Here is a 25355-nt window from a genome sequence, read left to right as displayed (position 1 = left end):
AGGTATTTGATAAAGTAGAATAGCGCATGATATTTATCAGTTTTTATTCGGTTTTGTTTCTCGAGTTTTGTGGTTTATTTATTAAATCATTTAGGCATGAAAACAATTAAACCACTTCATACATTTCATATTCCGGTTATGGGGCTTGCATATACAATTGATAGCCCGATACGAGTGGCGAAGTATGGAATATCTTCCGTAATTTCAATTATGGATGATGAACTTATCGAAAAAATGAATGCATTTTACAGTAAGAAATTTGATCTTCCTTACCAAGAAATCACTCAAAAAATTCATGATTATCGCGCTGAACGCATTACTTCTTATTTGAATTTGGTAGACAAAATCGTAAAAGAAAAATTTGAAAATTTTAAAACTGAGTTGTCCGAGAGCAAATTAGCATTGGAAAATTACATGACAATGTTACCCAACAAATCGGAAATTAAATTAGGCTTGCAAAATTTTTTGGAGGACGGTTTTGCTTTCAAAGAAAATATCAAAAATTATCTGGAGAATAATCTTTATCCGGGTGCTATTGATGTGAACATAATGACCAAACTCGATAAGGATAATTTCAATAAAGACGAACAATTACCAATTGCTTTCAATGATGCACATGCTGCCCTTCGAGGCTTTGCCAATAGCACATTAGAATCATCAGTTGTTTTATCCGCGGGAATGAATCCAAGACTGTACAGTTATTTTGAAAATTTCACGGCTTTCTTTCCCGATTTGAATAACAACCTTAAAAAGAAAATCACACTAAAAGTAAGTGATTTCCGTTCGGCAATGATTCAAGGAAATTTTTTAGCCAAAAAAGGGCTTTGGGTTTCTGAATACCGAATAGAATCCGGATTAAATTGTGGCGGTCATGCTTTTGCAACCGAAGGGTATTTGTTGGGACCCATTTTAGAAGAATTCAAACAGAAAAAAGACCAATTGATTGAATCTGCCCATGATTTGATGGTGAAAGCCTTGGGACAAAAAGAAATGCATGTTCCGGAACAACCATTGGATTTAAAAATCACCGTTCAGGGTGGTGTAGGAACTGCTGAAGAACATGATTTTCTATTGGACCATTATAAAGTTGATGCTGTGGGTTGGGGTTCCCCGTTTTTATTGGTTTCTGAAGCGACTTCGGTAGATAAACACACCCGAGCATTATTGGCTGGAGCCAAAGAAGAGGATTTGTATTTAAGTCATATTTCGCCTTTGGGAATTCCTTTTAATACGTTGCGCGGAACGACTAATGAAAAATTAAAACTGAAACGTATTGAGGAAAGTAAAGCGGGTAGTTCGTGTCCAAAACGATTTTTGGCGTTAAGCAAAGAATACGATGTAAAAGGAATTTGTACTTCTTCCAAAAAATACCAAGATTTAAAACTGGAAGAATTACTGCAACAAAAAGATGTTTTATCTGCAGAAATTTTCGAAAAAAAGAAAAATAGTATCACTGAAAAAGCGTGTCTTTGTGTAGGTTTGGCTAATGCTTCTTATCTCGAAAATAATATTAAAATTAAAGGGCAGGCACAAGGCGTTATCATTTGTCCCGGACCAAATATGGCTTATTTTGACCAAGAAGTTTCCCTTTCTAGAATGGTGCAACATATTTATGGAAACGTTTCCGTAGTAACGGTTACGAATCGTCCAAATCTCTTTGTCAAAGAATTAAAAATGTATTTGGATTATTTGAAAAATGAAATCACAGCAGTTTCTGACGAAATTACTGCGGCACAAATAAAAAAATGGCATTCATTCCTAAAGAATTTGATGGAAGGAATTGCATATTATGAAAATTTATTCTCAGTAACACCTTTTTTCGAAAGCACTAAAAAAGAAATTCTAAATCAATTTAATAGTTATAAAACGGAATTGATTGAAATTGAAATTCCAGAGTTAGTTCTGGTTTAATACTAAAAAGGCTTGAAATTTTCCACTGCCCCCAAAAAGTTAGACGCTATTTGAGGGCAGTCTTTTTTCAAGCCTTTTTTATTATTTTCTATAGCCGAAAAAATGTTAAAATGAAATAAAAGGGCCTTTTAATTTTTTAAATTAGATTCAATTTAAAGAATTATAATCTACCTTTGCCCCGTGAAAAAAATAGCATTCATAATAGTATTGTTTATGTTTCTAAAGCCACTAGTCCCGGTTTTAGAATATGCAGTTAATTATGAATATATTTCAAAGGTACTATGTGTTAATAAGGCAAAACCGATGATGCATTGTAATGGAAAGTGCCATTTGATGAAAGAATTAGCCAAAGCACAAGAAGAAGAAAAACAAACATCTTCTAACAAAAAGAATACAACATTTGATACCGTTGATTTAATCTTGGACATCAAAAACGACTTCTCCTTATTCGTTTATAACGGAAATGCCAAAACAACAATACATTCAAAATATAATAATTTATATTCCCACCTGAATTTATATTCTATTTTTCATCCTCCCATTTTTATTTCTTAAATTTTAGCTGAAACACCTTTACGTATACTTTTTCATTTGACAAATGTCATTTGAAACTGTCTTGTACGTGCAATTATTTCAAAACAAAAAATAAGAAATATACAATCATATAAATGAAAAATTTACTGAATAAAGCAATAGCAATTATTGCATTAAGCGCTGTGTTTGCAGGCTGTACTAATAATGATGAGGTAATCTCAGGAACAGGAAACTTAGGGGTTGAATTCGATAATTCTTTTGGGTCAAATGACTTGATATTAAGTACGCAAGCCAATACGACTTCCAACGGGGAAATATTGAAAATCAATACCGTTAAATACATTATCAGCAACATCGTCTTGACAAAAGAGGATGGAACTACTTTTACCTATCCCAAAAGCGAAAGCTATTTTATCGTTGATGAAGCTACTGTAGCCAGTCACTTATTGGAATTAACGAATGTTCCTGCGGCAAATTATATTAAAATAAAATTTGGAATAGGAGTTGACAAAGCGCAATGGGAATTGGGTGCAGCGGGTCAGGGAAATTTCTTAGCTACTGCACAAGCTGCTGATATGTTGTGGAGTTGGTCTGCGGGCTATAAATTCCTTGCTTTCGAAGGTACATTTACGTCCCCAACAGTGGCTAACAGCACTTCGTTTATGGTTCATACGGGACAAACGGGAACAAGTTATAACTATACCGAAGTAACACTTGATTTGCCTACAAAAGCGATGGTACGAACAACTATCGCTCCAGAAATTCATGTTGTAGCCGATGTGTCTAAAATTATTGACGGAACAAACAAAATCAAATTGTCTGACAATAACATGGGCGGAATGGGAGCCATGATTATGGGCGGAACAAATTTGCCTTTAATCACAGCAAACTTAAACGGAATGTTTACGGTAGCCCACGTTCATAACGATTAATTCGTGCTGAATTAGAAGCTATTTCCTGCTATACATTGCAAGTCCTCGCTAAAAAATGTGGTTTTCTAAGCTGGGAAAAGAGCTTCCTTTGGTCGCTTTTTTCCAGCAAGAAAAACTACATTTTTTTGCTGCGGGCTTTCCATTACTATCAGGGCTAAAAAACGTGAAGATGTACAAATTAATAGTGTTATTTTTCTTTTTGACTTTGCTTTCCAGTTGTTCGGATCAAGATGATGTTTATGTCAATAAACCTTTAGATTTCGAGGTGCCGTCTAATTTTCCGGATTTGGCTTATAATATCGCACTGAATCCGCCAACAGAGAAAGGATTTGAACTGGGAAAAAAGTTGTTCTACGACGGAAGATTATCTTCGGATGGTCTTATTTCTTGCGGTTTTTGTCACATTCAGGAAAATGCATTTACACATCACGGACATACTTTCAGCCACGGAGTTGGGGATAATATAGGAACCAGAAACACGCCCCCAATTCAAAATCTAGGCTATCAAACGGCATTTATGTACGATGGAGCAACAACGCATCTGGATTTGCAACCTATTATTCCGTTGACAAGTGCGATTGAAATGAATGGAAATTTGACTACAATTGTTGCCATGATGAAAGCGGATAAAACTTATCAAAAGCTTTTTCAGCAAGCATTTACAGATGGAGCCATAAATACCGAAAATATGCTGAAAGCACTTTCCCAATTCATGTTGATGGTAACGTCATCCAATTCTAAATTTGATAAATACCGACGTAATGAAACGGGCGGTACTTTAACGTCGGAGGAATTTTCGGGTTATGCACTTTTCAATACAAAGTGTGCTTCATGTCACGCCACAGATTTAATGACTGATAATTCCTATCGGAATAATGGCTTGGTAGTCAATCCGCAAATAAATGATGTGGGAAGATTTCGTGTGACGCAAGTAGCAACGGATTATTATAAATTCAAAGTGCCTAGTTTACGAAATATAGAAAAAACGGCACCTTATATGCACGATGGAAGATTCGGTACATTAGAATCTGTTTTGAATCATTATGCTTCCGGAGTTGTAAATGGGGCAACTTTAGACCCGATTCTAAATCAAAACGGAAATTTAGGAATTCCGCTTTCTGATACTGAAAAAATACAATTGATTGCCTTCCTAAAAACACTAACCGATAATCAATATCTCACCGATAAACGATTCTCAGAATATTAAAACCATGAAAAATAAAATTTTAATTATTGTTTTAGTTCTTTTTGTAAACCAGTTTGTATTTGCCAAAATAGAAAAAGACAGTATTTCGAGATTCACTTTCCAGAAAATGCAATTACTCGAAGATTTCGAAGATGATTGTGATGCCTGTGGCTGTTCGGCAAGTGGCGGCAGTATGGGATTTAGTTCTATGCTGAACAATAATTTTGTGGGCTTACGCTATTTCAATCAAAGTTATACCAGTCAAGACGGGATTTTCGCCAACTCCCCGTGGATTGATGAAATTTTCAATACAATCCAAATTTGGACCAAAATTCCAATTACAGAAAAAATCCAGATTTCAGCATTGGTTCCGTATCATTTTCACAATCGCGAGCGTTCCACCGGAACAGAAAACATTCAAGGATTAGGGGATATCTCTGTTATGGCGATGTACTCCGTCTATCAAACGCATAAAGACAGCACCGTTTTTACGCATAAACTGCAATTGGGTGGTGGAGTAAAAATACCAACAGGAAAATTTGAAGAAGCTAACAATACCGGAAGTGTCAATCAGAGCTTCCAAGTTGGAACAGGCAGTTGGGATTATCTTTTGGTTTCTGAATATGTTATAAAAAAGAAAAATTTAGGATTAAGCACCATGCTGAATTATACTTTCAAAACCGAAAACCAAAAGCAGTACCAATTTGGGAATCAATTTAATTACGGCAGTACACTGTTTTATCTTTTTGATTTACCGACTGTAAAACTGGTTCCACAATTGGGCTTGGCGGGTGAAGTCTATGAAACCAATAAGCAATATGGAGAAAAGTTACCGGATACTTCAGGAGATATTCTTTTTAGTAAATTTGGGATAGAAGCAGGAAAAGGAGATTTTTCCATCGGTGTTAATGCGATGCTTCCTATCAATCAGCATTTATCCAATTCAAAAATCGAAGCCAATTACCGTTGGAGTGTTAATCTGAATTATACTTTATAATAACAAAAAAAGAGCTTCGATTGAAGCTCCTTTTTTTATATAATCAAACGGAATAAACTATTCGGCTAATTCCACCACTTTACTATCACCTACTAAAGCTACTTTTACTAAACCATGTTTAGCCAAGCCTTTCATGGCAGCATCCCATTTCTTTCCACTCAAATCTGATTTTACTTTCAATAATCCCAAATCCATTTTGCTTTCATTGGTTTTCAAAAGAGCAATGATTAATTTCTCTTCGTCTAACAATTCAATTTGGACTTGTTTTTTTTCTGGTCGCATTTGCGGGAACAACAACACTTCTTGAATAGAAGCATTATTAGTCAAATACATAATCAATCGATCCATCCCAATTCCCATTCCGGATGTTGGAGGCATTCCGTATTCTAACGCTCTCAAGAAATCTTCGTCGATTATTCCAGTGGCTTCATCATCTCCTTTTTCAGCCAATCTCATTTGGTCTTCAAAACGTTCTCTTTGGTCAATTGGGTCATTCAATTCAGAATAGGCGTTCGCTACTTCTTTACCACAAATCATTAATTCAAAACGTTCTGTTAATTCTGGATTGTCACGGTGTTGCTTACACAATGGTGACATTTCCTTTGGATAATCCGTGATATAAGTTGGTTGAATATAATTTCCTTCACATTTTGCTCCAAAAATCTCATCAATCAGTTTTCCTTTACCCATTGTGGCATCTACATCAATTCCCATTCCTCTGGCAGCGTCAAATAACTCTACTTCACTTTTTCCTGAAATATCAAATCCAGTAAAATGTTTGATAGAATCGGTCATTGTAACTCGAGTATAAGGCGCTTTAAAATTGATGGTATGTTCTCCAAAAGTCACTTCTGAATTTCCATTTACGGCAATCGCGCAATGCTCCAAAAGATCTTCGGCAAATTTCATCATCCAATTGTAGTCTTTGTAGGCTACATATATTTCCATGGCTGTAAATTCCGGGTTGTGCGTTCGGTCCATTCCTTCGTTACGAAAGTTTTTCGAAAACTCATAAACCCCTTCAAAACCACCAACAATCAATCTTTTTAAGTACAATTCATTCGCAATACGCATGTATAAAGGCATATCAAGCGAGTTGTGGTGCGTGATAAAAGGACGCGCTGCAGCTCCACCAGGAATTGGTTGTAGAACAGGAGTTTCTACCTCTAAATATCCTTTATCATTAAAGAAAGAACGCATTGCATTGAACAATTTAGTTCTTTTAATAAACGTTTCTTTCACATGATCGTTCACGGTCAAATCCACATAACGACGACGGTATCTTTGTTCCGGATCGGCAAAAGCATCGTGCGTTTTTCCATCAGCATCCGTTTTTACAACAGGAAGTGGTTTCAAAGCTTTTGCCAAAACCGTCAATCCATAAACATGAACCGAGATTTCACCTACTTGTGTTTTGAAAACCGTTCCGCGAACTCCAATAAAATCGCCAATATCCAATAGTTTTTTGAAAACTACATTGTACATCGTTTTCTCCTCATCAGTCGAAATATCATCTCGTGAAACATAGATTTGAATACGTCCTTCAGCATCTTTCAATTCTGCAAACGACGCTTTCCCCATGATACGCTTACCCATCAAACGTCCTGCTAAAACAACTTCTTTTCCTTCGTACTTCTCGAAATCGGCTAGGATTTCGCTCGAATAAGCGGTTGTGATAAATTCGGCTGCTGGATAAGGCTCAATGCCTAAATTGCGTAATTCGGTAAGTGCTTCTCTACGTAATATTTCTTGTTCGGATAATGCCATTTTATGCTGTTTTTAAGAGCGCAAAGATACTGTATAAGTAGCAAAGTAGCAAAGTGCTAAAGGTTTTTTGGAGCTATTTCCAGCTTTCCGTTATAATCTTTTTATTTTTAAAGAAAAAATAAAAAGGATTTCCACTGTAATCTGGGCTAGGGATTGTAGTTATTATTTTATATTTGGTAAAAAATGACCATTCAAAATCATAAAAATTGAAAAATAAAATTTACGCTTTTTTGCTTTTAGGGCTACTGGTTACAAGTTGCCAAATCACCGAAACCATCCATTTAAATGAGGACGGAACGGGAAGAATAGAAACCGAATCACTTCGCGACGAACACAGCTACATGCAATTAGCGGGAGAAAATTATTCGAAAGAAGAAAAATTTGAGGATACAACTTACTTTTTTAAGGATTTTATAACGAAATATTCGGAAACATTTTCAAAACTTCCAGCATCCGAAAAAGCTATTTTTCAAAAATATGCAACCGTAAACGTTCACATCAAGAAAAGTTCCTACGAGAAAGAATTTCGAACAAAAATCAATCAAAGCTTCGATAAAATTTCAGCAGTTCCGGATTTATACAAAACCCAGGAATATGCGGATGATTTAGAACATAATTATGCCTTGACTGCCGAAGAACATTATTACAGTGTGAGTTATGCTTTTGACGGAAGTCTTTTTAAAAGAATAGTGAAAATTACAGATGAAGTCGAATTAAAAAAACAACAGGATAAAATCTCAGAATTGAAAACCCGAGTAGCCAATTTTAAAATCAATCAACCTTATGTTTTAAAATATCATTTTCCTCGAAAAATTAAGTCAGTTTCGAATATAAATGCAAAAATAAGCGAAGACAAAAAAGCATTAGAATTGCAATTCCTTTTATCGGATTGTTTACAAAATCCCGAAAGCACGAATTTAGAGGTGATTTTGGAATAAGTATTTTAAACTAAAAGATGTAATGGAACACTGTATTATTCATTCTTGAAAACTTTGTACCTTTGCCAATCAAAAATAAGGGAACGAAATAGGATTGCTTCGTTCCTCGCCATGACAAATGAACAAAACCATCCAACTTCAAGATTTAGGGAACAAAGATTACAAGGAAACTTGGGAATACCAAGAAGAATTGTTCAAAGGAATAGTTGACTTAAAAATTAAAAATAGGAGAGAGGAAACGAGTTTACAAACTCCTAATTATTTCCTTTTTGTGGAACATCCTCACGTTTATACTTTAGGTAAAAGTGGTGATTTAAGTAATTTGCTTTTATCCGAAAAACAACTCGAAGCCAAGGGAGCGACTTTCTACAAAATCAATCGTGGTGGTGATATTACCTATCACGGACCCGGACAAATTGTGGGTTATCCAATTATGGACTTAGAAAATTTCTTTACTGATATTCACAAATACTTGCGTTTTCTGGAGGAAGCCATTATTCTTACACTTCAAGAATATGGAATTTCTTGCGGCAGAAGCGAAGGCGAAACCGGAGTTTGGTTAGGTGCAGGAACTCCATTTGCAAGAAAAATTTGTGCCATGGGCGTGCGCGCTTCCCGTTGGGTAACCATGCACGGATTTGCACTAAACGTGAATGCTGATTTGGGTTATTTTGACAATATTATTCCGTGTGGAATTCGCGGTAAAGCCGTAACTACATTAAACGTAGAACTTGGAGTTGAAAGGGTGAATGAAGAAGAAGTGAAAGAGAAAATCCTGAAACATTTCTCCATTCTTTTTGAGGCCAAGTTTGATTGAAGATTTTAGATTAACGATTTTAGATTAACGATTTTTGATTTCAGATTTGTGTAAGACTTATGAATTTTAGTATCATTATTGGCTATTAAAAAAATCAAAATTTTTAATTTCTTAAATCAAAATTTTGAAGCTAATCGATTTGCTTTAAATCTGAAATCAAAAATCGTTAATCGGCAATCAAAAATCAAAAGAATATTGTTCCGGTAACAATCGAAAAGTAATTCGGTGGTATTTCGTTATCCCATATTTCCGTATTGCTTCACGATGTTCTTTGGTAGGATAGCCTTTATTTTGTTTCCAATTGTACATCGGAAATTCTTCATGAATGCGGTTCATATACTCATCCCGATAGGTTTTTGCCAATACGGAAGCAGCGGCAATACTCATAAATTTAGAATCGCCTTTTACAATACTCGTATTTGGAATCGAATTAAGAATTTCGAGTTCAGTAGCAGTGAAAATTTTCCCTCCACGGTTTTTTATCCCTTTTTTGTGAATCAGTGGTGCATTTCCATCCACAATAATATATTCGGGTTTGGGATGGAGTTTTAGAATACTTTCTTGCATCGCTTTTATAGAGGCATTTAGAATGTTGATTTCATCAATTACCAAAGGCTCAAGATGCGTTACCGCAAAGGAAATGGCTTGCTGCTCAATAATAGGTCTTAACTTTTCTCGGATTTTCTCGGATAATTGTTTACTGTCATTCAGGATTGCGTTTTCAAAATCGAAAGGTAATATTACGGCTGCTGCAGTTACAGGACCGGCAAGACAGCCACGACCCGCTTCATCGGTTCCGCTTTCAAGGATAATCTTCGAAAAATTGTTTTCGAGCATGTTCTGTTTTTTTAAAGAAACAAATATTATAAAATTTTCGCTGTAAAAACCCGTTAGTTATCTATTTGTTATAACAATCCTATAAAATGCTGTGTTTTTTTATTTATATGTTTTTATAAATTACCTTTGCTTGATTAAAATTGTAAAAATAATTGCCTAATTATACCCACTTTCAAATGAGAATTCTCTTTTTTTTATTTTTTTTATCATGCTCCAGTTTACTATTTTCTCAGGAAAAAAACGGTAAAAATTTAGACTTCGATAGTAAATACAATAGTTCGGATTCAATAAGTAAAAAGAAACAACCAGTTGCTACCATAGATATGTATCGGGTGATTACCTTGGATCGCGATACGACATATATTGATACGTCACTCACCATTCAAAAAGAATACAGTCATAATTATTTACGAAAAGACATTTTTGGACTTTTGCCTTTTCCAAATGATGGACAAACGTATAATACGTTGCAATATAGTTTAACCGATTTTTCGCCTCTACCGGAATTTGGATTCAAAGCAAAACATTTTAATTTTCTAGAAGCAAACCAAATTCGATATAGCTCTGTAGCCACTCCAGTTACTGAACTGTATTTTAAAACGACCCTACAAAAAGGACAATCAACAGATGCGTTTATTACCTTGAACACATCTGAAAATCTTAATTTTTCTATAGCCTACAGAGGATTGCGATCTGAGGGGAAATATATAAATCAATTGTCAAGTACGGGAAATTTCAGATTCACCGTAAGTTATAATACTAAAAATAAACGCTATTTTTCTAATGCACATTTCACGTCTCAGGATATTCTAAATGAAGAAAATGGCGGAATTACAACAATTAGTGATTTCGAAAGTGAAGATCCCAAATACAATAACAGACAACGACTTGAGGTCTATTTATTAGATGCTAAATCATTTTTGAAAGGGAAAAGAATATTTATAGATCATAATTTTAGGATCAATGCGAATAAGGGTGCTAATAATCTATATATAACGCATCAATTTAATTACGAAAATAAATTTTTCGAATACAATCAGGCGACCGTTCCATCAGCGGTGGGGGGAATGCTCGTATATAGGTTTGGTGATTCTTTTAAAGATAGTGGAATCAATGACCAAACCCGTTATAACAAAATGTACAATAAGGCAGGGTTAACCTATGAAAATACAACTCTAGGGAAATTTCAGTTTTTTGTGGAGGATTTCAGATCTAATTATTATTACAACCAGATACTGATTTTTGACGATAAGACGGTAGGTAGCTCTTTAAGTCAAAACATAAATAATGTGGGTGGGCAGTATGAATACCGAAAAAATAAGTGGAACGGTAAATTTTTGTATTCAAGATCGATTACAAATCAATCCTTATCAAATCTGGATGCGAAGGTAAAATATGATTTTAATGATGAAACGGAATTGTCATTTCAATATCAAAACATAAATAAGTTACCTAACAATAATTACAACCTGTATCAAAGTAGTTATATTCAATACAACTGGTCAAATGATTTCAAGAATGAAAAAATAAATTCAATTAACGTTAATGCCATCACTCCCTGGGTTAATGCATCGGTTCAGTATTCAGTTCTAAATGATCATTTGTATTTTAATGATGTTTCAACAGCTGCGCAAATATTGGCAAATACTCAAATCGTTGCCCCAGTACAATACGGGAACACGATAAATTACGTATCAGTTAAAGTGAGTAAAGAATTGAAATTTGGGAGTTTTGCATTAGATAACACGGTCTTGTATCAAAAAGTAGGTCAACAAGATAATGTCTTAAATGTACCTGAAATTCTGACGAGAAATACCTTTTATTACTCGGGTTATTTTTTCAAAAAGTACGCTTTGTTTTTACAGACGGGAGTTTCATTTAATTATTTTACAAAATATTTTGCTAATGATTACAGTCCGGTAATTGGTGAGTTTTTTGTTCAAAATAATAAAGAAATTGGAAATTATCCAAATTTTGATTTCTTTATTAATGCAAAAATTCAAAGAACCAGAATTTATTTAAAAGCAGAGCATTTTAATTCGACCCTGTCGGGAAATAATTTCTATTCTTCACCTAACAATCCGTCTCGTGATTTTACAATCCGTTTCGGATTGGTTTGGAATTTCTTCAATTAAAAAATAGTAGTCCCTATTCAGCGGCTTGACGAAAGCAAGTAAAAGGATTTAGCTTTAAATGAAATTTACAAAACTCTTATATGATAAAAGTATTGTGAAGAAATAATGTATGCAAAATGCTGTAATTCGTATTGTTTTGTAACAAAATGCTATCTTTGTATTGCGATTTATAACAACTGACACTCTTAAATGGATAATATAATGCACTACGCAGAAAACATATTAGGCACAATAGGCAACACACCATTGGTAAAACTAAATAAAGTTGTTGCTGGAATAGATGCTTTGGTGCTAGCTAAAGTAGAAACTTTCAATCCAGGAAATTCCGTAAAAGACAGGATGGCCGTTAAAATGATTGAAGATGCCGAAGCGGACGGAAGACTAAAACCGGGAGGAACTATTATCGAAGGAACTTCAGGAAATACAGGAATGGGATTGGCATTAGTAGCCATTATAAAAGGGTACAAACTTATTTGCGTCATTTCTGATAAACAGTCCAAAGAAAAAATGGATATTCTTCGTGCCGTAGGAGCAAAAGTAGTGGTTTGTCCTACCGATGTTGAACCAACAGATCCACGCTCGTATTATTCTGTTTCTAAAAGATTGGCCGAAGAAACACCTAATTCTTGGTATGTAAACCAATACGATAATCCATCCAACTCTTTAGCGCATTATGAGCAGACAGGTCCTGAAATTTGGGAACAAACCGGAGGGAAAATTACTCATTTTGTTTCTGGGGTAGGAACAGGAGGAACAATTTCAGGAGTGGGAAAATATTTAAAAGAAAAAAATCCGAATATTAAAATTTGGGGAATTGATACTTATGGTTCCGTATTTAAAAAGTACCATGAAACCGGGATTTTCGACGAAAATGAAATCTATTCTTACATCACCGAAGGAATTGGCGAAGACATATTGCCAAAGAATGTTGACTTCTCTTTGATTGATGGTTTTACAAAAGTAACGGATAAAGATGCGGCAGTTTACACCCGAAAAATTGCATTGGAAGAAGGGATATTTGTGGGGAATTCAGCTGGCGCAGCCGTAAAAGGATTGTTACAGCTCAAGGAATATTTCAAACCGGAAGATGTGGTTGTTGTTTTGTTCCATGATTCAGGAAGTCGTTATGTAGGTAAAATGTTCAATGATGATTGGATGCGAGAAAGAGGATTTCTAGATGAGGAAATCAAAAAAGCCGAAGATGTTATCAAAGACCATATCGATAAACCATTGATTGTAGTGCGTACGGAAGAATTAGTTTCACACGCTATAGAAAGAATGCGTAAATACAAGATTTCTCAAATTCCGGTGATTGACGTTACGGGATTTGTAGGTTCAGTTGATGAAAGTGATTTGTTCCAAAGTTATGTTGCCGATAAAAATGTAGCGGACAGACCCATCAAAGAAATTATGGGAAAACCATTTCCAATCGTAAAATTAGGAACTTCAATTGAAGAAGTTTCTAAATTATTTACCAAAGAAAATGATGCGGTTTTGGTGGAGTTAGAAAATGGCAATCACCATATTATTACCAAATATGATATTATTGGTTCGATAAAATAAACTTAAAACACGAATTTAATTCTATACTTACTCCTGTAAGGTTTTTTAACCTTGCAGGATTTTTTGCTTTAGGACGATATGGCTTGAATATGTTTGACTAGTAAGGCGCCTCTGCACTTTTTGTTATTTTGTCTATGATAATGAAGATGTCTTGTTTAACTGGAGGAAATAAATAATTTTAGGATCTTATAAATTACTTTAATAGGGAGTAAAATATAGTTTTAAAAATATTTCATTAGGACTCTTTTGATTTTGATACAAATGTATGTTTAATTAAATTTTATTGATTATACATTAATAATAGTCTATTTTTTATACACTTATGGTAATTTAATTGCTTTTATTTTGGAGAATTGAGGATTATTAGTTACGTTTGGGTAATCGATTGCACTTTGTCTAAACGGTTTAGTAATTATAAACATTGACAATCACAGTCAAGTTGCATTATAACTTTAATACATCGAAACATTAAAACTGTAAATATGGAAAATTCAAGAAGAAAATTTTTAACCTCTATAAGTATGTTAGCCGCATATAGTGCGTTCCCAATTAATTCTTTCGATTTTGGCAATTCAAAAAAACTTAGAATTGTTCTTGTTGGAACAGGGGTTCGGGGAACAAGCTTTTGGGGGAAAAGGCTCGTTGGAGAATATTCTGATATTTTGGAATTTGTTGGACTTAGCGATATAAATCCAGGAAGACTTCAATACGGAAAAGAATATATGGGAGTTAATTGTCCCACATTTGTAGATTTTGATGAAATGTTGAATACAACAAAACCCGATTTGATCATTGTTACAACCGTAGATTCAACCCATCATAAATTTATAATAAAAGGTTTGGAGTTTGGTTGTGATGTACTTACAGAAAAACCACTCACCACCGATGAAAATAAATCACAAGAGATTTTAAATGCCGAAAGGAAATCAGGTAAAAATCTTATCGTTGGATTTAATTATCGTTGGAGTCCATATGCCACTAAAATTAAGGAAATATTGGCTAATAATACGATTGGTAAAATTACCTCGGTGGATTTTCACTGGTATTTAAATACTTACCATGGGGCTTCGTATTTTAGAAGATGGCATGGTCAAAAAGACAAAGGAGGTTCGCTTTGGGTACATAAAGCAACCCATCATTTTGATCTGTTGAATTGGTGGATAGATTCAGATCCCACTGAAGTTTTTGCTTATGGAGATTTAGAACATTATGGCGCTAACGGCCCTTTTAGAGGAGACAATTGCCGAACCTGTGAATTTAAAACCAAATGCGATTATTATTATGACATCACAAAAGATAAACATTTAATGAATCTCTATGTAGCCAACGAAAAGCATGATGGATATATTCGGGATAATTGTGTTTTTAGAAAAGAAATTGATATTTATGATAAAATGTCCGCTCAGATAAAATATGCCAATAATGTAACCGTAAATTACTCACTAACTACCTATTCTCCTTATGAAGGATGGAGAATAGCCTTTAACGGAACCGAAGGTAGAATAGAAGCGTCTTTAGATATACCTTATAATAAAAATGTAGCAGTAAATCAAGCAGAAATGCATGCCAGAGAAATGGAACAAACTGTTTTAGAAAAAACAAGTACCGAATCAATTATAGTTCATAAACTATGGAAGGATTTTGATACCATATTAGTACCCATTGAAAAAGAAGGTCATGGAGGTGGAGATAAGCGTTTACATGATAAAATATTTAAGACTGCATCAAAAGTTGATCCTTATGATAGATCTGCGGGCATAAGAGATGGGGTGATGTCCGTATTGATAGGAATTGCGGCAAGAAAAAGTATAGAAACGGATAGCCCAATTAAAATTGCGGATTTAACGGATCTTAAACCAATGCCTAAAAGAATTAAATAAATTACGTTAGTATTCGGTTTGTAAATAGTAGGGGAGCAACCCCCTGATTCTTGATGTGTAAATAAATACGGTCATCATTAATTTCTAAGTATTTAAATTTTTATCGCCATGAATTTAACGAATTTAATTCGTTAAATTTGTGGTTTTTTAGTTTTATAAAATACAAATTAAAATGACCTTTACCGCTATAGATTTTGAAACCGCAACAGCATTCCATCCGTGTTCCGTAGGTATTGTTACCGTAGAAAACGGAATAATTGTAGATGAGTTTGTCAGTTTAATCAAGCCGCCAAATAATCTATATTCTCCCTTTACAATTCAAGTCCACGGGATATATCCGCGTGATACGGTAAATGCTAAATCATTTGCGCAAGTATATCCTGAAATACAAAAACGGCTACAAAATAGGATTGTTGTGGCTCATAACGAAAGCTTTGACAGAAATGTTCTGGCTAAATCAATGGCGCTTTATAATTTGGATTATGCTGATTTGAATATCGCCTCTCGTTGGGAATGTACCGTGAAAATCTACAAAGCCAAAGGATTAAAGCCAGCTAAACTAAGTGATTGCTGCCGGGAAATGAAAATACAATTGAATCACCACGAAGCTTTATCTGATGCTCGGGCTTGTGCCAAATTGTATTTATTGAAATAAATTTCTTTCATTTTTTGTATTTTTTTATTACTTTAGAGTCCATTTCCAAGTCTAAACTCTATTATCTGAAAAAAATATGAAAGAAGATTTCCTCCATTACCTCTGGAAATTCAAGAAGTTTGATACCTTGAATTTAAAAACCTTCAATAATGAGGAAGTCACAATTATCAACGTAGGCCAATATCTTGAATTGGCTGGACCCGATTTTTTCAATGCTCAAATCACTATTGGTGATCAAAAATGGGCTGGAAATGTCGAAATTCACCTTAAATCGTCAGATTGGTACGTACATCATCACGAAAAAGATGCGGGTTATGAAAATGTAATTCTCCATGTGGTTTGGGAACATGACACTGAAATTTTCAGATGTAACAATACTGAAATTCCGGTTTTGGAACTTAAAAAGTATGTTGAGATGGATACGCTTGAAAACTATCAATCTTTAATAGCTCCAAAATCATGGATTTTTTGCGAAAAGCAGCTAAAAGAGATTGATGAATTTGCTTTTAAAAACTGGCAAGAGCGTTTGTTTTTTGAACGTTTAGAAAGGAAGTCTCAACCTATATTTGATTTATTGCTACAAACCAATCAGGATTGGGAAGCCGTTTTGTTTTGCCTTTTGTCCAAAAATTTTGGTCTGAATACCAATGGGGAAATCTTCTTGAAAATTGCCCAATCGATTCCTTTTTCAATAATTAGAAAAGAAAGTTTTGAAGTGGAGAATCTCGAGGCTTTAATTTTTGGCAACGCTGGTTTATTGGATTCAGAAAAGGAAGATAATTATTTCAAAGATTTAAAATTCAGATATTTTTATTTGTTGCATAAATATCAAATGGAGAAAGTGTGTATAGAACCCGTTCAGTTTTTTAAGCACCGTCCGGATAATTTCCCTACGATACGACTTTCTCAATTGGCCAATTTATATCATTTTCAACGGAATTTATTTTCGAAAATAAGTACTTTAAATTCGTTAAAAGATATTTACGAAGTTTTCCAAGTGTCTACTTCTGAATATTGGCTAAATCATTATCAATTTGATAAAGAAAGCTCGAAGAAAAAGAAACCGCTTTCTAAATCTTTCATCGATTTGATTGTTATAAATACCATAATTCCACTTCAGTTTGCTTTCGCAAAAAGTCAGGGAAAGGAAATTTCGGAGGATTTGATACGACTTTTAAATGAAGTTGCTCCTGAGAAAAATGCGATTATGGATAAATTTAGTTCTTTTGGAATACAATCAAAAAGTGCTTTTGAAACGCAATCTTTGTTGCAACTCAAGAATGAGTATTGCAATAAAAGCAAATGTTTAGAATGTGCCGTTGGGATGGAATTGTTGAAAAAAAGTTGATTCAGTTATTTTGGATTTGTTTACAGGAGATTGCTGTAATGTTGTAAATTTGTAAATTCGAAGAAACGAATAACCAGTTCAACAAATAAAATAAAAGATGTCAGTAGTAATCAAGCTCAAGTTTTTTTTTGAGAAACACGGTTTTCATGTTTCTTCCCGTTTGGCTGATACATTAGGAATGCGGGCCAGTAGTGTGCGATTGTTTTTTATTTACTTGTCGTTTGTTACTGTTGGATTGTGGTTTGCCGTTTATTTGACATTGGCTTTTTGGATTCGTTTGAAGGATTTAATTAGAGCCAAGCGCACTTCAGTTTTTGATTTGTAAAATAATATAAATAAGAAAAAGGGATTATAAAGTGCTTAAATACTTTATAATCCCTTTTAAATTAGCTGTTTTTATTATCTCGTTTTTTTGAAACTGTAAGCGTAAATAAAAATATGAATTGCAGCAAATATTAGAGAGAAATAAAACAAGAAACTGCCCTCTGCACTTGGATCTAATTGATTGATATATGCGATAACAATTAAGGCAAATACCATTCCTAAACCGGAAGCTGAAACAGTCTTGTAACTATCTAAACTGAAATTTCCTTTATTTAAAATGCTGTGTTTCATTCCGTAAAATAAGTATAAATCGAATCCAATCATCATCCAAACGATAAGACGAATCCAAGTGTCTAATGGTAAAAAAACCATCATAAACAAGCATACTAAAACTCCGGCAATTGGTACAAAAGGTACAAAAGGGGTTCTAAAAGCTCTTGGTGCTTCTGGCATTTTCTTACGCATAATTAACACTCCGATACAAACTAGAATGAAAGCAAACAAAGTCCCAATACTTGTCATTTCTCCAACTACTCTTGCTGGAACAAACGCAGCAAAAAGACTCACAATTACCATAAATAATAAATTGTTTTTTGCAGGAGTTCTAAATTTAGAATGCACTTCTGAGAATACTTTTGGCATCAAGCCATCTTTACTCATAGAGAAAAATACTCTACTTTGTCCCATCAACATCACTAAAATTACAGAAGAATATCCACCTAAAATAGCTAGTAAAATAGCGTTGTTTAACCAAGGATAAGCGGGTGTTATCATTCCGTTAGGTCCGACGGTTCCCATTGCTTCAACTGCAATTGCAACTGGTGCAATTCCATCTTTTCCAGCAAATGCCTGATAATTTACAACTCCGGTCATAACGTGAGCGAAAAGAATGTAAAGAATAGTACATATCGCTAATGATAACAATATCCCAATAGGCATATCTCTTTTTGGATTTTTAGCTTCTTGTGCAGCTGTTGAAACTGCATCAAAACCAATATAAGCGAAAAATACGATTGCTGCAGCTCTAATTATTCCTGAAAATCCAAATTCTCCAAATTTACCGGTGTTCTCAGGTATGTATGGGGTGTAGTTTTCCGGTCGTATGTATTGCCATCCTACTGCAATGAACACTAAAACAACCGTTACTTTTAATAAAACAATAATACCGTTTATTAATGCCGATTCTCGAGTTCCTCTAATTAATATTAATGACATTAGCATAACGATGCAAACGGCAGGTATATTAATTATTCCTCCTTCAAAAGGAGAAAGCATGTAGGCTTCATTTATATGAATACCATAGCCGCCTAAGAATTTACCAAAATATCTGGACCAACTAATGGAAACAGTTGCTGCGCCTACGGCATATTCTAAAACTAAATCCCAACCAATAATCCAAGCAACAAATTCCCCCATTGTGGCAAAAGAATAGGTATAAGCACTTCCTGCAACAGGAATCATTGAAGAAAATTCGGCATAACATAAACCTGCAAAAATACATCCAAATGCAGCTACAAGAAACGAAATTGTTATCGCTGGTCCAGCATTCATTGATGCTGCCAGTCCGGTTATTGAAAACAATCCAGCTCCAATAATTGCCCCAATTCCTAGTGCAACTAGTCCGGGTGCGGTTAATGTTTTCTTTAATCCCTTTTCAGAATCAGCGGCCTCTGCTAAAAGCTGAGCTAATGGTTTTCTTTTCCAAATAGACATATTTTATGGTTTTTTTGTTATTAAGCTCCAAATGTATTCTTTTTTATAAAAAATAAAAACAATAATTCAGTTTTAAGTTATAAAAAAAGAATCTGTCACTCTTTTTAGGGATTTATTTTATATAAAAGCCTTTGTTGTATCTATGGATGTCGAATATTTTGTTGTAACTCCAAATAAATTTTCTGTTTCTTCGAATATTTTCTGTTAGAAAGTGATGCGTCTAGATTTAATTTATAATTTTAGGATTCCTAATTTAAATAAATCAACACGCAGTCATCAGATGAGTTATAAAGCAATTCTTACTTATTTTAAATTCACTCGGGAACAACGTACGGGCGTGTTTTTATTATTTGCGATTATCATTGTTTTGCAGTTGGTTTATTTTTTTGTTGATTTTAGTGCTGTAATAAAAAATTATCCAGAGAAACAGGAATGGCTTTCACTGCAATCTCAAATTGATTCCATGAAAGTGGATAATTATAAGGATTTCCCTAAAATCTATCCTTTCAATCCTAATTTTATTACAGACTATAAAGGGTATAAACTGGGAATGTCAGTTCTGGAAATTGACCGGCTGTTGGTTTTTAGAAAAGAAAATAAATATGTCAATTCTTCTAAAGAATTTCAAAACGTGACTAAAGTTTCGGATTCGCTATTAAATGCGATAGCTCCCTTTTTTAAATTTCCAGATTGGGTAAACAATAAAAAAGAATTCAAAGCTTATAAAAATTATCCAAATCAGGCTTTCGCCAAAAAGGAAAAAATTGTTTTTATCGATATCAATCAGGCGACCAAAGAAGATTTGATAAAAATTTATGGAATAGGCGAGGCCCTATCGCTTCGGATTTTAAAACAAAAAGAAAGTTTAGGCGGGTTTGTTTCAATGGAACAAATGAAAGAGGTTTGGGGATTATCACCTGAAGTTATTGAAAATTTGAATACCCATTTTAAAATTTCAGTACTCCCGAATTTTAAAAAGATAGCCATTAATAATGCTTCTTTAAAGGAGCTTTCCCAGTTTTATTATTTCAGATATGCTTTGGCTAAAGAAATTGTAACTTATAGAAGTATGATAGGAAACATTAAGAATATTGAGGATTTAACAAAAATTAAGGGATTTCCTGTTGATAAAGCAAATATAATTGGCTTATATTTGGACTTTTAAAATAAAACACTGTCACAATGAACTTTGATTACAACGAAACGCAATCGATGATTGCACAATCTATAAGAGATTTTGCTGAAAAAGAAATTCGTCCGAATATAATGGAGTGGGATGAAGCACAGACATTTCCTGTGCCATTGTTTAAAAAATTAGGTGAAATGGGCTTTATGGGTGTTTTAGTACCGGAAGAACTTGGAGGTTCGGGATTAGGATATCATGAATACATTACTATTGTAGAAGAAATATCAAAAGTGGACCCGTCCATTGGACTGTCAGTTGCAGCACATAATTCTTTATGTACGAATCATATTTTAACCTTTGGAAACGAAGAACAAAAGAAAAGATGGATTCCTAAACTCGCCACTGCTGAACATATAGGCGCTTGGGGATTGACGGAGCATAATACGGGTTCGGATGCGGGCGGAATGAATACAACTGCAAAAAAAGACGGGGATTTTTGGATTGTCAATGGAGCCAAGAATTTCATTACGCACGCCATTTCTGGTGATATCGCCGTTGTAATTGTTCGTACGGGTGAAAAAGGAGATTCAAAAGGAATGACCGCTTTTGTATTCGAAAAAGGAATACCAGGTTTTGCCTCAGGAAAAAAAGAAAATAAATTAGGAATGCGCGCCAGCGAAACTGCTGAATTGATATTTGATAATTGTCGTATTCCCGATGCTAACAGATTAGGGGAAGTAGGGCAAGGTTTTATTCAAGCGATGAAAATTTTGGACGGTGGAAGAATATCCATCGGAGCATTATCGTTAGGAATTGCCAAAGGAGCGTATGAAGCGGCATTGAAATATTCGAAAGAAAGACATCAGTTTGGGCAGCCCATTTGTGAGTTTCAAGGAATTTCATTCAAGTTAGCTGATATGGCAACTGAAATAGAAGCCTCGGAATTGTTGTTGCATAAAGCGGCTTTCTTAAAACAACAACACAGGCCAGTTACCACGATGGGAGCTATGGCTAAAATGTATGCTTCGGAGGTGTGCGTAAAAGTAGCAAATGAAGCAGTGCAAATTCACGGTGGTTATGGTTACATTAAAGATTATCCAGTGGAGAAATTCTATAGAGATTCTAAATTGTGTACTATTGGTGAAGGAACAACCGAAATTCAAAAAGTGGTGATTTCCAGAAATTTGTTGAAAGAATAGTTTTTGAAACTGAAATAATAAGATAAAGAGTCAAGATGTATTAAATTGTAGCTTGGCTCTTTTTTTGCGTGAAGGATGGAAGAGGAAAGCCCGGAATGCAATGAGGACCTGCAACGGACAGCCTGACGGCGGATTGAGATGTGTTTTGTGGATGATAAAAGTGGTGCCCGCCGGCACGCCCAAAAATAATCCGTAATTCATGACTTGTAATTCAAAATAATGTTTACTTTTGCACACTTAAAGAAAGGGGGTGTCTATATTATGTTAATTATACCAATTAAAGACGGAGAAAATATCGATAGAGCGTTAAAACGTTACAAAAGAAAATTTGATAAAACAGGAACTGTTCGTCAACTAAGAGCACGTACTGCTTTTATTAAGCCTTCGGTTACCAATAGAATCAAAATTCAAAAAGCGGCTTATATCCAAAATATGAGAGATAACTTAGAGAGTTAGTTAATATCTATTAAAATAAATTACCGTTAGTCATTAAAAGTTTTATAACTTTGATGCTAACGGTTTTTTTTATGACTACTAATAAAGATGCATTTCGGGATTATCTTCGGTTGGAGAAAAAATATTCTTCACATACTGTAACGGCATATTGTAATGATATTGCTTCTTTTGAATCATTCAACGCTATTCATTTTGATCAAGAAAGTATAGAGCAAGTCAATTATAGTCAGATTAGAAGTTGGATTGTGTCTCTCGTTGATAATGATATATCAAATATCTCAGTTAATAGAAAAATTGCATCCTTAAAAGCATTTTACAAATTTCTATTAAAGACAAAGCAAATAGAAGTGAGTCCGTTATTGAAACACAAAGCGCTAAAGACTCCTAAGATTTTACAAATTCCATTTTCTGAAAAAGAAGTTGAGGATGCGCTGAGTCACATGCAAAATCCAATAGGTTTTGAGGAAATACGGAATAAACTTATAGTCGATTTGTTTTATACTACCGGTATGCGAAGAACGGAGTTAATTCATTTAAAAATAGCTGCTATTAATTTATCTAGTGGTACGGTCAAAGTGTTAGGAAAAAGGAACAAGGAGCGGCTATTGCCTGTTTTACCGATAATTATAAATCAGTTTTCTTTGTATTTAAAGGAGCGTTCCTTTCTGTTGTCGATAGTAGATGGCGATTATTTTTTTCTCACAAAAAAAGGGTTAAAATTAAATGATTCTTTTGTGTATCGATTAATAAATTCTTACTTTAGTGCTGTCTCCGAGAAAGTAAAAAAGAGTCCGCACATATTGCGGCATACGTTTGCAACACATTTATTAAATAACGGAGCCGATTTGAATTCAGTGAAGGAGTTATTGGGACATTCTAGTTTGGCGTCTACGCAAATATATACGCATAATAGTTTAGCAGAGCTAAAAAAAGTATATGAAGATGCGCATCCAAGGAATCAGAAGTAATTCGGAAATGTTTAACTATTAAAAAAAAATGATTATGAAGGTAAATGTTCAAGCGGTTAACTTTGCTGTTGACAGAAAGCTACTAGATTTTGTTCAGGAAAGAATGGACAAATTAGAAAAATATTACGATAAAGTAGTATCGGCGGATGTTTTTTTGAAAGTTGAGAAAACAAGTGATAAAGAGAACAAGATTGCTGAGATAAAAATTAATGTTCCGGGAGATGATTTTGTGGTTAAAAAGCAGTGTAAAATTTTTGAAGAAGCGGTGGAACTTTGCGCTGAATCTTTAGAACGATTGTTGGTAAAAAGGAAAGAAAAAATAAGTTCGCACATTTAATACAAATTTTTTTAAAAAAATGTTTTGATTGAGAGATAAAATCTCTACATTTGCAGTCCGTTAGAAATAGCGGACTTTTTTTATTGATTCGCCAGCGTAGCTCAGTTGGCTAGAGCAGCTGATTTGTAATCAGCAGGTCGTGGGTTCGAGTCCCTCCGCCGGCTCAAAACTGTAACGGTTTGACAATAGAAGAAGTAGGGGAGATACTCAAGCGGCCAACGAGGGCAGACTGTAAATCTGCTGTGTAAACTTCGCAGGTTCGAATCCTGCTCTCCCCACAGAATAATGTAGATATTGGAATTAAGGTTTTAAATTTTTTTTGAATCTGAAATCTCAAATCAAAGTTCTGACATCAAGGATTCTGCCGGTGTAGCTCAGGGGTAGAGTGCTTCCTTGGTAAGGAAGAGGTCTCGGGTTCAATTCCCGACATTGGCTCAAGTAAGTAGGAAATAGAAATTAATATATAACTAAGATTAAAAATTAAGTAAAATGGCAAAGGAAAATTTTAACCGTAACAAGCCCCATTTAAACATTGGAACAATTGGGCACGTGGATCACGGAAAAACGACATTAACTGCGGCAATTACAAAAGTATTGTCTGATGCAGGTTACTGTCAAGCAAAATCATTTGATCAAATTGATAATGCTCCAGAAGAAAAAGAAAGAGGTATTACAATTAATACATCTCACGTTGAGTATGAAACTGCTAATCGTCATTACGCTCACGTTGACTGTCCTGGTCACGCGGATTACGTAAAAAACATGGTTACAGGTGCTGCTCAAATGGATGGTGCTATTCTTGTAGTTGCTGCGACTGATGGACCAATGCCACAAACACGTGAGCATATCCTTTTAGGACGTCAGGTAGGTATTCCTAGAATGGTTGTATTCATGAATAAAGTGGATATGGTTGATGATGAGGAATTACTTGAATTAGTTGAGATGGAAATCAGAGACTTGTTATCTTTCTATGAATATGATGGAGATAATGGTCCTGTTGTTCAAGGTTCAGCTTTAGGTGGATTGAATAATGATCCAGCTTGGGTACCAAAAATTCTTGAATTGATGGAAGCTGTTGATGCTTGGATCGAAGAGCCGGTAAGAGATGTTGCAAAACCTTTCTTGATGCCTGTTGAAGATGTGTTCTCAATCACTGGTCGTGGAACTGTTGCTACAGGTCGTATCGAAACAGGTGTTGCTAATACTGGAGATCCAGTTGAAATCATCGGTATGGGAGCTGAAAAATTAACTTCTACTATTACAGGAGTTGAGATGTTCCGTAAGATCCTTGATAGAGGAGAAGCTGGAGATAACGTAGGTATTCTTTTAAGAGGTATTCAAAAAGAAGACATCAAAAGAGGAATGGTTATTTGTAAGCCAGGTTCGGTTAAACCACACGCTACTTTTAAAGCAGAGGTTTATATCTTGAAAAAAGAAGAAGGTGGTCGTCACACGCCATTTCATAATAACTACCGTCCGCAGTTTTACGTACGTACAACTGACGTAACAGGTATCATTACTTTGCCAACAGGTGTAGAAATGGTTATGCCTGGGGATAACTTAACTATTGATGTGGTATTGCTTAGTGCAATTGCGTTAAATGTTGGTTTACGTTTTGCTATCCGTGAAGGTGGTAGAACAGTAGGTGCAGGTCAGGTGACTGAGATTGTAATATAATCCTATAAATAAATTATGAAGCCAGTAACTTCTTTGGATGTTACTGGCTTTTATT

The 25355-nt window shown here is 34.6% G+C and carries 22 protein-coding genes and 3 tRNA genes; 22 read left to right on the top strand and 3 right to left on the bottom strand.

Annotated elements, in window-relative coordinates; all coding sequences use genetic code 11:
- Positions 1-96 precede the first annotated feature (96 nt).
- The 5 genes from ACM55M_RS07675 to ACM55M_RS07655 all read left to right on the top strand — a co-directional run bounded on the left by ACM55M_RS07675 (position 97) and on the right by ACM55M_RS07655 (position 5560).
- On the top strand, positions 97-1911 hold the full coding sequence (locus ACM55M_RS07675; RefSeq protein WP_416856971.1) for a hypothetical protein: 1815 nt from the start codon (positions 97-99) through the stop codon (positions 1909-1911).
- Between the two features lie 213 nt (positions 1912-2124).
- Positions 2125-2466 (top strand): hypothetical protein, encoded by a 342-nt coding sequence (locus tag ACM55M_RS07670; protein ID WP_416856970.1) that lies wholly within the window; start codon positions 2125-2127, stop codon positions 2464-2466.
- Between the two features lie 113 nt (positions 2467-2579).
- Positions 2580-3377, top strand: coding sequence for an MbnP family protein (locus tag ACM55M_RS07665; RefSeq protein ID WP_416856969.1), 798 nt, complete (start codon positions 2580-2582; stop codon positions 3375-3377).
- 169 nt (positions 3378-3546) lie between these two features.
- Entirely contained in the window at positions 3547-4584 is a 1038-nt protein-coding gene (locus ACM55M_RS07660) for a cytochrome-c peroxidase (protein WP_416856968.1), read from the top strand.
- A gap of 4 nt (positions 4585-4588) precedes the next feature.
- Positions 4589-5560 carry a transporter gene (locus tag ACM55M_RS07655; protein ID WP_416856967.1) on the top strand — a complete coding sequence of 324 codons (972 nt, stop codon included), beginning with the start codon at positions 4589-4591 and terminating at the stop codon, positions 5558-5560.
- A gap of 57 nt (positions 5561-5617) precedes the next feature.
- Here ACM55M_RS07655 and lysS read toward each other — a convergent pair whose 3' ends face one another.
- A complete protein-coding gene (gene lysS / locus ACM55M_RS07650) occupies positions 5618-7327 on the bottom strand; it encodes a lysine--tRNA ligase (RefSeq protein WP_416856966.1) in 1710 nt (569 codons plus the stop codon).
- A gap of 206 nt (positions 7328-7533) precedes the next feature.
- Between lysS and ACM55M_RS07645 the strand changes: the two genes are divergently transcribed.
- Positions 7534-8265, top strand: a complete 732-nt coding sequence (locus ACM55M_RS07645) for a hypothetical protein (protein WP_416856965.1) — start codon at positions 7534-7536, stop codon at positions 8263-8265.
- Between the two features lie 118 nt (positions 8266-8383).
- The gene (lipB, locus tag ACM55M_RS07640; RefSeq protein ID WP_416856964.1) at positions 8384-9082 is read left to right on the top strand and encodes a lipoyl(octanoyl) transferase LipB; all 699 of its coding nucleotides are present in this window, start codon (positions 8384-8386) and stop codon (positions 9080-9082) included.
- Between the two features lie 177 nt (positions 9083-9259).
- Here lipB and ACM55M_RS07635 read toward each other — a convergent pair whose 3' ends face one another.
- Entirely contained in the window at positions 9260-9919 is a 660-nt protein-coding gene (locus ACM55M_RS07635) for a ribonuclease HII (RefSeq protein ID WP_416856963.1), read from the bottom strand.
- Positions 9920-10095: 176 nt separating this feature from the next.
- On the opposite strand from ACM55M_RS07635, the gene ACM55M_RS07630 reads away from it, so the two are divergent.
- The 6 genes from ACM55M_RS07630 to ACM55M_RS07605 all read left to right on the top strand — a co-directional run bounded on the left by ACM55M_RS07630 (position 10096) and on the right by ACM55M_RS07605 (position 17825).
- Positions 10096-12054, top strand: coding sequence for a putative porin (locus ACM55M_RS07630; protein ID WP_416856962.1), 1959 nt, complete (start codon positions 10096-10098; stop codon positions 12052-12054).
- A 201-nt stretch (positions 12055-12255) separates the two neighbouring features.
- The gene (locus ACM55M_RS07625; RefSeq protein WP_416856961.1) at positions 12256-13617 is read left to right on the top strand and encodes a pyridoxal-phosphate dependent enzyme; all 1362 of its coding nucleotides are present in this window, start codon (positions 12256-12258) and stop codon (positions 13615-13617) included.
- 482 nt (positions 13618-14099) lie between these two features.
- The gene (locus tag ACM55M_RS07620; protein WP_416856960.1) at positions 14100-15497 is read left to right on the top strand and encodes a Gfo/Idh/MocA family oxidoreductase; all 1398 of its coding nucleotides are present in this window, start codon (positions 14100-14102) and stop codon (positions 15495-15497) included.
- 172 nt (positions 15498-15669) lie between these two features.
- Complete coding sequence (locus ACM55M_RS07615; protein WP_416856959.1) at positions 15670-16152, top strand: 3'-5' exonuclease; 483 nt, start codon at positions 15670-15672, stop codon at positions 16150-16152.
- A 76-nt stretch (positions 16153-16228) separates the two neighbouring features.
- Complete coding sequence (locus tag ACM55M_RS07610; RefSeq protein WP_416856958.1) at positions 16229-17500, top strand: DUF2851 family protein; 1272 nt, start codon at positions 16229-16231, stop codon at positions 17498-17500.
- A gap of 97 nt (positions 17501-17597) precedes the next feature.
- On the top strand, positions 17598-17825 hold the full coding sequence (locus tag ACM55M_RS07605; RefSeq protein ID WP_099714538.1) for a PspC family transcriptional regulator: 228 nt from the start codon (positions 17598-17600) through the stop codon (positions 17823-17825).
- A 74-nt stretch (positions 17826-17899) separates the two neighbouring features.
- Here the strand turns inward: ACM55M_RS07605 and ACM55M_RS07600 are convergent, their stop codons facing one another.
- The gene (locus ACM55M_RS07600) at positions 17900-19537 is read right to left on the bottom strand and encodes an amino acid permease (RefSeq protein ID WP_416856957.1); all 1638 of its coding nucleotides are present in this window, start codon (positions 19535-19537) and stop codon (positions 17900-17902) included.
- Positions 19538-19817: 280 nt separating this feature from the next.
- On the opposite strand from ACM55M_RS07600, the gene ACM55M_RS07595 reads away from it, so the two are divergent.
- The 9 genes from ACM55M_RS07595 to tuf all read left to right on the top strand — a co-directional run bounded on the left by ACM55M_RS07595 (position 19818) and on the right by tuf (position 25300).
- A complete protein-coding gene (locus ACM55M_RS07595; protein WP_416856956.1) occupies positions 19818-20702 on the top strand; it encodes a ComEA family DNA-binding protein in 885 nt (294 codons plus the stop codon).
- Positions 20703-20719: 17 nt separating this feature from the next.
- Positions 20720-21862, top strand: a complete 1143-nt coding sequence (locus ACM55M_RS07590) for an acyl-CoA dehydrogenase family protein (protein ID WP_416856955.1) — start codon at positions 20720-20722, stop codon at positions 21860-21862.
- A gap of 261 nt (positions 21863-22123) precedes the next feature.
- The gene (rpsU, locus tag ACM55M_RS07585; RefSeq protein WP_035670421.1) at positions 22124-22318 is read left to right on the top strand and encodes a 30S ribosomal protein S21; all 195 of its coding nucleotides are present in this window, start codon (positions 22124-22126) and stop codon (positions 22316-22318) included.
- A 71-nt stretch (positions 22319-22389) separates the two neighbouring features.
- On the top strand, positions 22390-23286 hold the full coding sequence (locus ACM55M_RS07580) for a tyrosine-type recombinase/integrase (protein WP_416856954.1): 897 nt from the start codon (positions 22390-22392) through the stop codon (positions 23284-23286).
- A 34-nt stretch (positions 23287-23320) separates the two neighbouring features.
- Complete coding sequence (gene hpf, locus ACM55M_RS07575; protein WP_416849145.1) at positions 23321-23623, top strand: ribosome hibernation-promoting factor, HPF/YfiA family; 303 nt, start codon at positions 23321-23323, stop codon at positions 23621-23623.
- Between the two features lie 90 nt (positions 23624-23713).
- Positions 23714-23787: transfer RNA gene (locus tag ACM55M_RS07570), tRNA-Thr, on the top strand.
- 33 nt (positions 23788-23820) lie between these two features.
- A tRNA-Tyr gene (locus ACM55M_RS07565) sits at positions 23821-23901 on the top strand.
- A gap of 85 nt (positions 23902-23986) precedes the next feature.
- Positions 23987-24058, top strand: a tRNA-Thr gene (locus tag ACM55M_RS07560).
- 54 nt (positions 24059-24112) lie between these two features.
- A complete protein-coding gene (gene tuf, locus ACM55M_RS07555; protein ID WP_416856953.1) occupies positions 24113-25300 on the top strand; it encodes an elongation factor Tu in 1188 nt (395 codons plus the stop codon).
- The last annotated feature ends 55 nt before the right edge of the window (positions 25301-25355 follow it).

The sequence above is a fragment of the Flavobacterium galactosi genome (assembly GCF_048158585.1).
Taxonomy (GTDB): domain Bacteria; phylum Bacteroidota; class Bacteroidia; order Flavobacteriales; family Flavobacteriaceae; genus Flavobacterium; species Flavobacterium galactosi.
Note: the sequence above shows the minus strand (reverse complement) of the source record. Positions and strands in the feature narration are given on the sequence as shown.

Bases quoted from the DNA above. Each gene is read 5' to 3' on its own strand.
- ACM55M_RS07675 (WP_416856971.1), top strand. From the start codon at position 97: ATGAAAACAATTAAACCACTTCATACATTTCATATTCCGGTTATGGGG.
- ACM55M_RS07670 (WP_416856970.1), top strand. From the start codon at position 2,125: ATGTTTCTAAAGCCACTAGTCCCGGTTTTAGAATATGCAGTTAATTAT.
- ACM55M_RS07665 (WP_416856969.1), top strand. From the start codon at position 2,580: ATGAAAAATTTACTGAATAAAGCAATAGCAATTATTGCATTAAGCGCT.
- ACM55M_RS07660 (WP_416856968.1), top strand. From the start codon at position 3,547: ATGTACAAATTAATAGTGTTATTTTTCTTTTTGACTTTGCTTTCCAGT.
- ACM55M_RS07655 (WP_416856967.1), top strand. From the start codon at position 4,589: ATGAAAAATAAAATTTTAATTATTGTTTTAGTTCTTTTTGTAAACCAG.
- lysS (WP_416856966.1), bottom strand. From the start codon at position 7,327: ATGGCATTATCCGAACAAGAAATATTACGTAGAGAAGCACTTACCGAA.
- lipB (WP_416856964.1), top strand. From the start codon at position 8,384: ATGAACAAAACCATCCAACTTCAAGATTTAGGGAACAAAGATTACAAG.
- ACM55M_RS07635 (WP_416856963.1), bottom strand. From the start codon at position 9,919: ATGCTCGAAAACAATTTTTCGAAGATTATCCTTGAAAGCGGAACCGAT.
- ACM55M_RS07630 (WP_416856962.1), top strand. From the start codon at position 10,096: ATGAGAATTCTCTTTTTTTTATTTTTTTTATCATGCTCCAGTTTACTA.
- ACM55M_RS07625 (WP_416856961.1), top strand. From the start codon at position 12,256: ATGCACTACGCAGAAAACATATTAGGCACAATAGGCAACACACCATTG.
- ACM55M_RS07620 (WP_416856960.1), top strand. From the start codon at position 14,100: ATGGAAAATTCAAGAAGAAAATTTTTAACCTCTATAAGTATGTTAGCC.
- ACM55M_RS07615 (WP_416856959.1), top strand. From the start codon at position 15,670: ATGACCTTTACCGCTATAGATTTTGAAACCGCAACAGCATTCCATCCG.
- ACM55M_RS07610 (WP_416856958.1), top strand. From the start codon at position 16,229: ATGAAAGAAGATTTCCTCCATTACCTCTGGAAATTCAAGAAGTTTGAT.
- ACM55M_RS07605 (WP_099714538.1), top strand. From the start codon at position 17,598: ATGTCAGTAGTAATCAAGCTCAAGTTTTTTTTTGAGAAACACGGTTTT.
- ACM55M_RS07600 (WP_416856957.1), bottom strand. From the start codon at position 19,537: ATGTCTATTTGGAAAAGAAAACCATTAGCTCAGCTTTTAGCAGAGGCC.
- ACM55M_RS07595 (WP_416856956.1), top strand. From the start codon at position 19,818: ATGAGTTATAAAGCAATTCTTACTTATTTTAAATTCACTCGGGAACAA.
- ACM55M_RS07590 (WP_416856955.1), top strand. From the start codon at position 20,720: ATGAACTTTGATTACAACGAAACGCAATCGATGATTGCACAATCTATA.
- rpsU (WP_035670421.1), top strand. From the start codon at position 22,124: ATGTTAATTATACCAATTAAAGACGGAGAAAATATCGATAGAGCGTTA.
- ACM55M_RS07580 (WP_416856954.1), top strand. From the start codon at position 22,390: ATGACTACTAATAAAGATGCATTTCGGGATTATCTTCGGTTGGAGAAA.
- hpf (WP_416849145.1), top strand. From the start codon at position 23,321: ATGAAGGTAAATGTTCAAGCGGTTAACTTTGCTGTTGACAGAAAGCTA.
- tuf (WP_416856953.1), top strand. From the start codon at position 24,113: ATGGCAAAGGAAAATTTTAACCGTAACAAGCCCCATTTAAACATTGGA.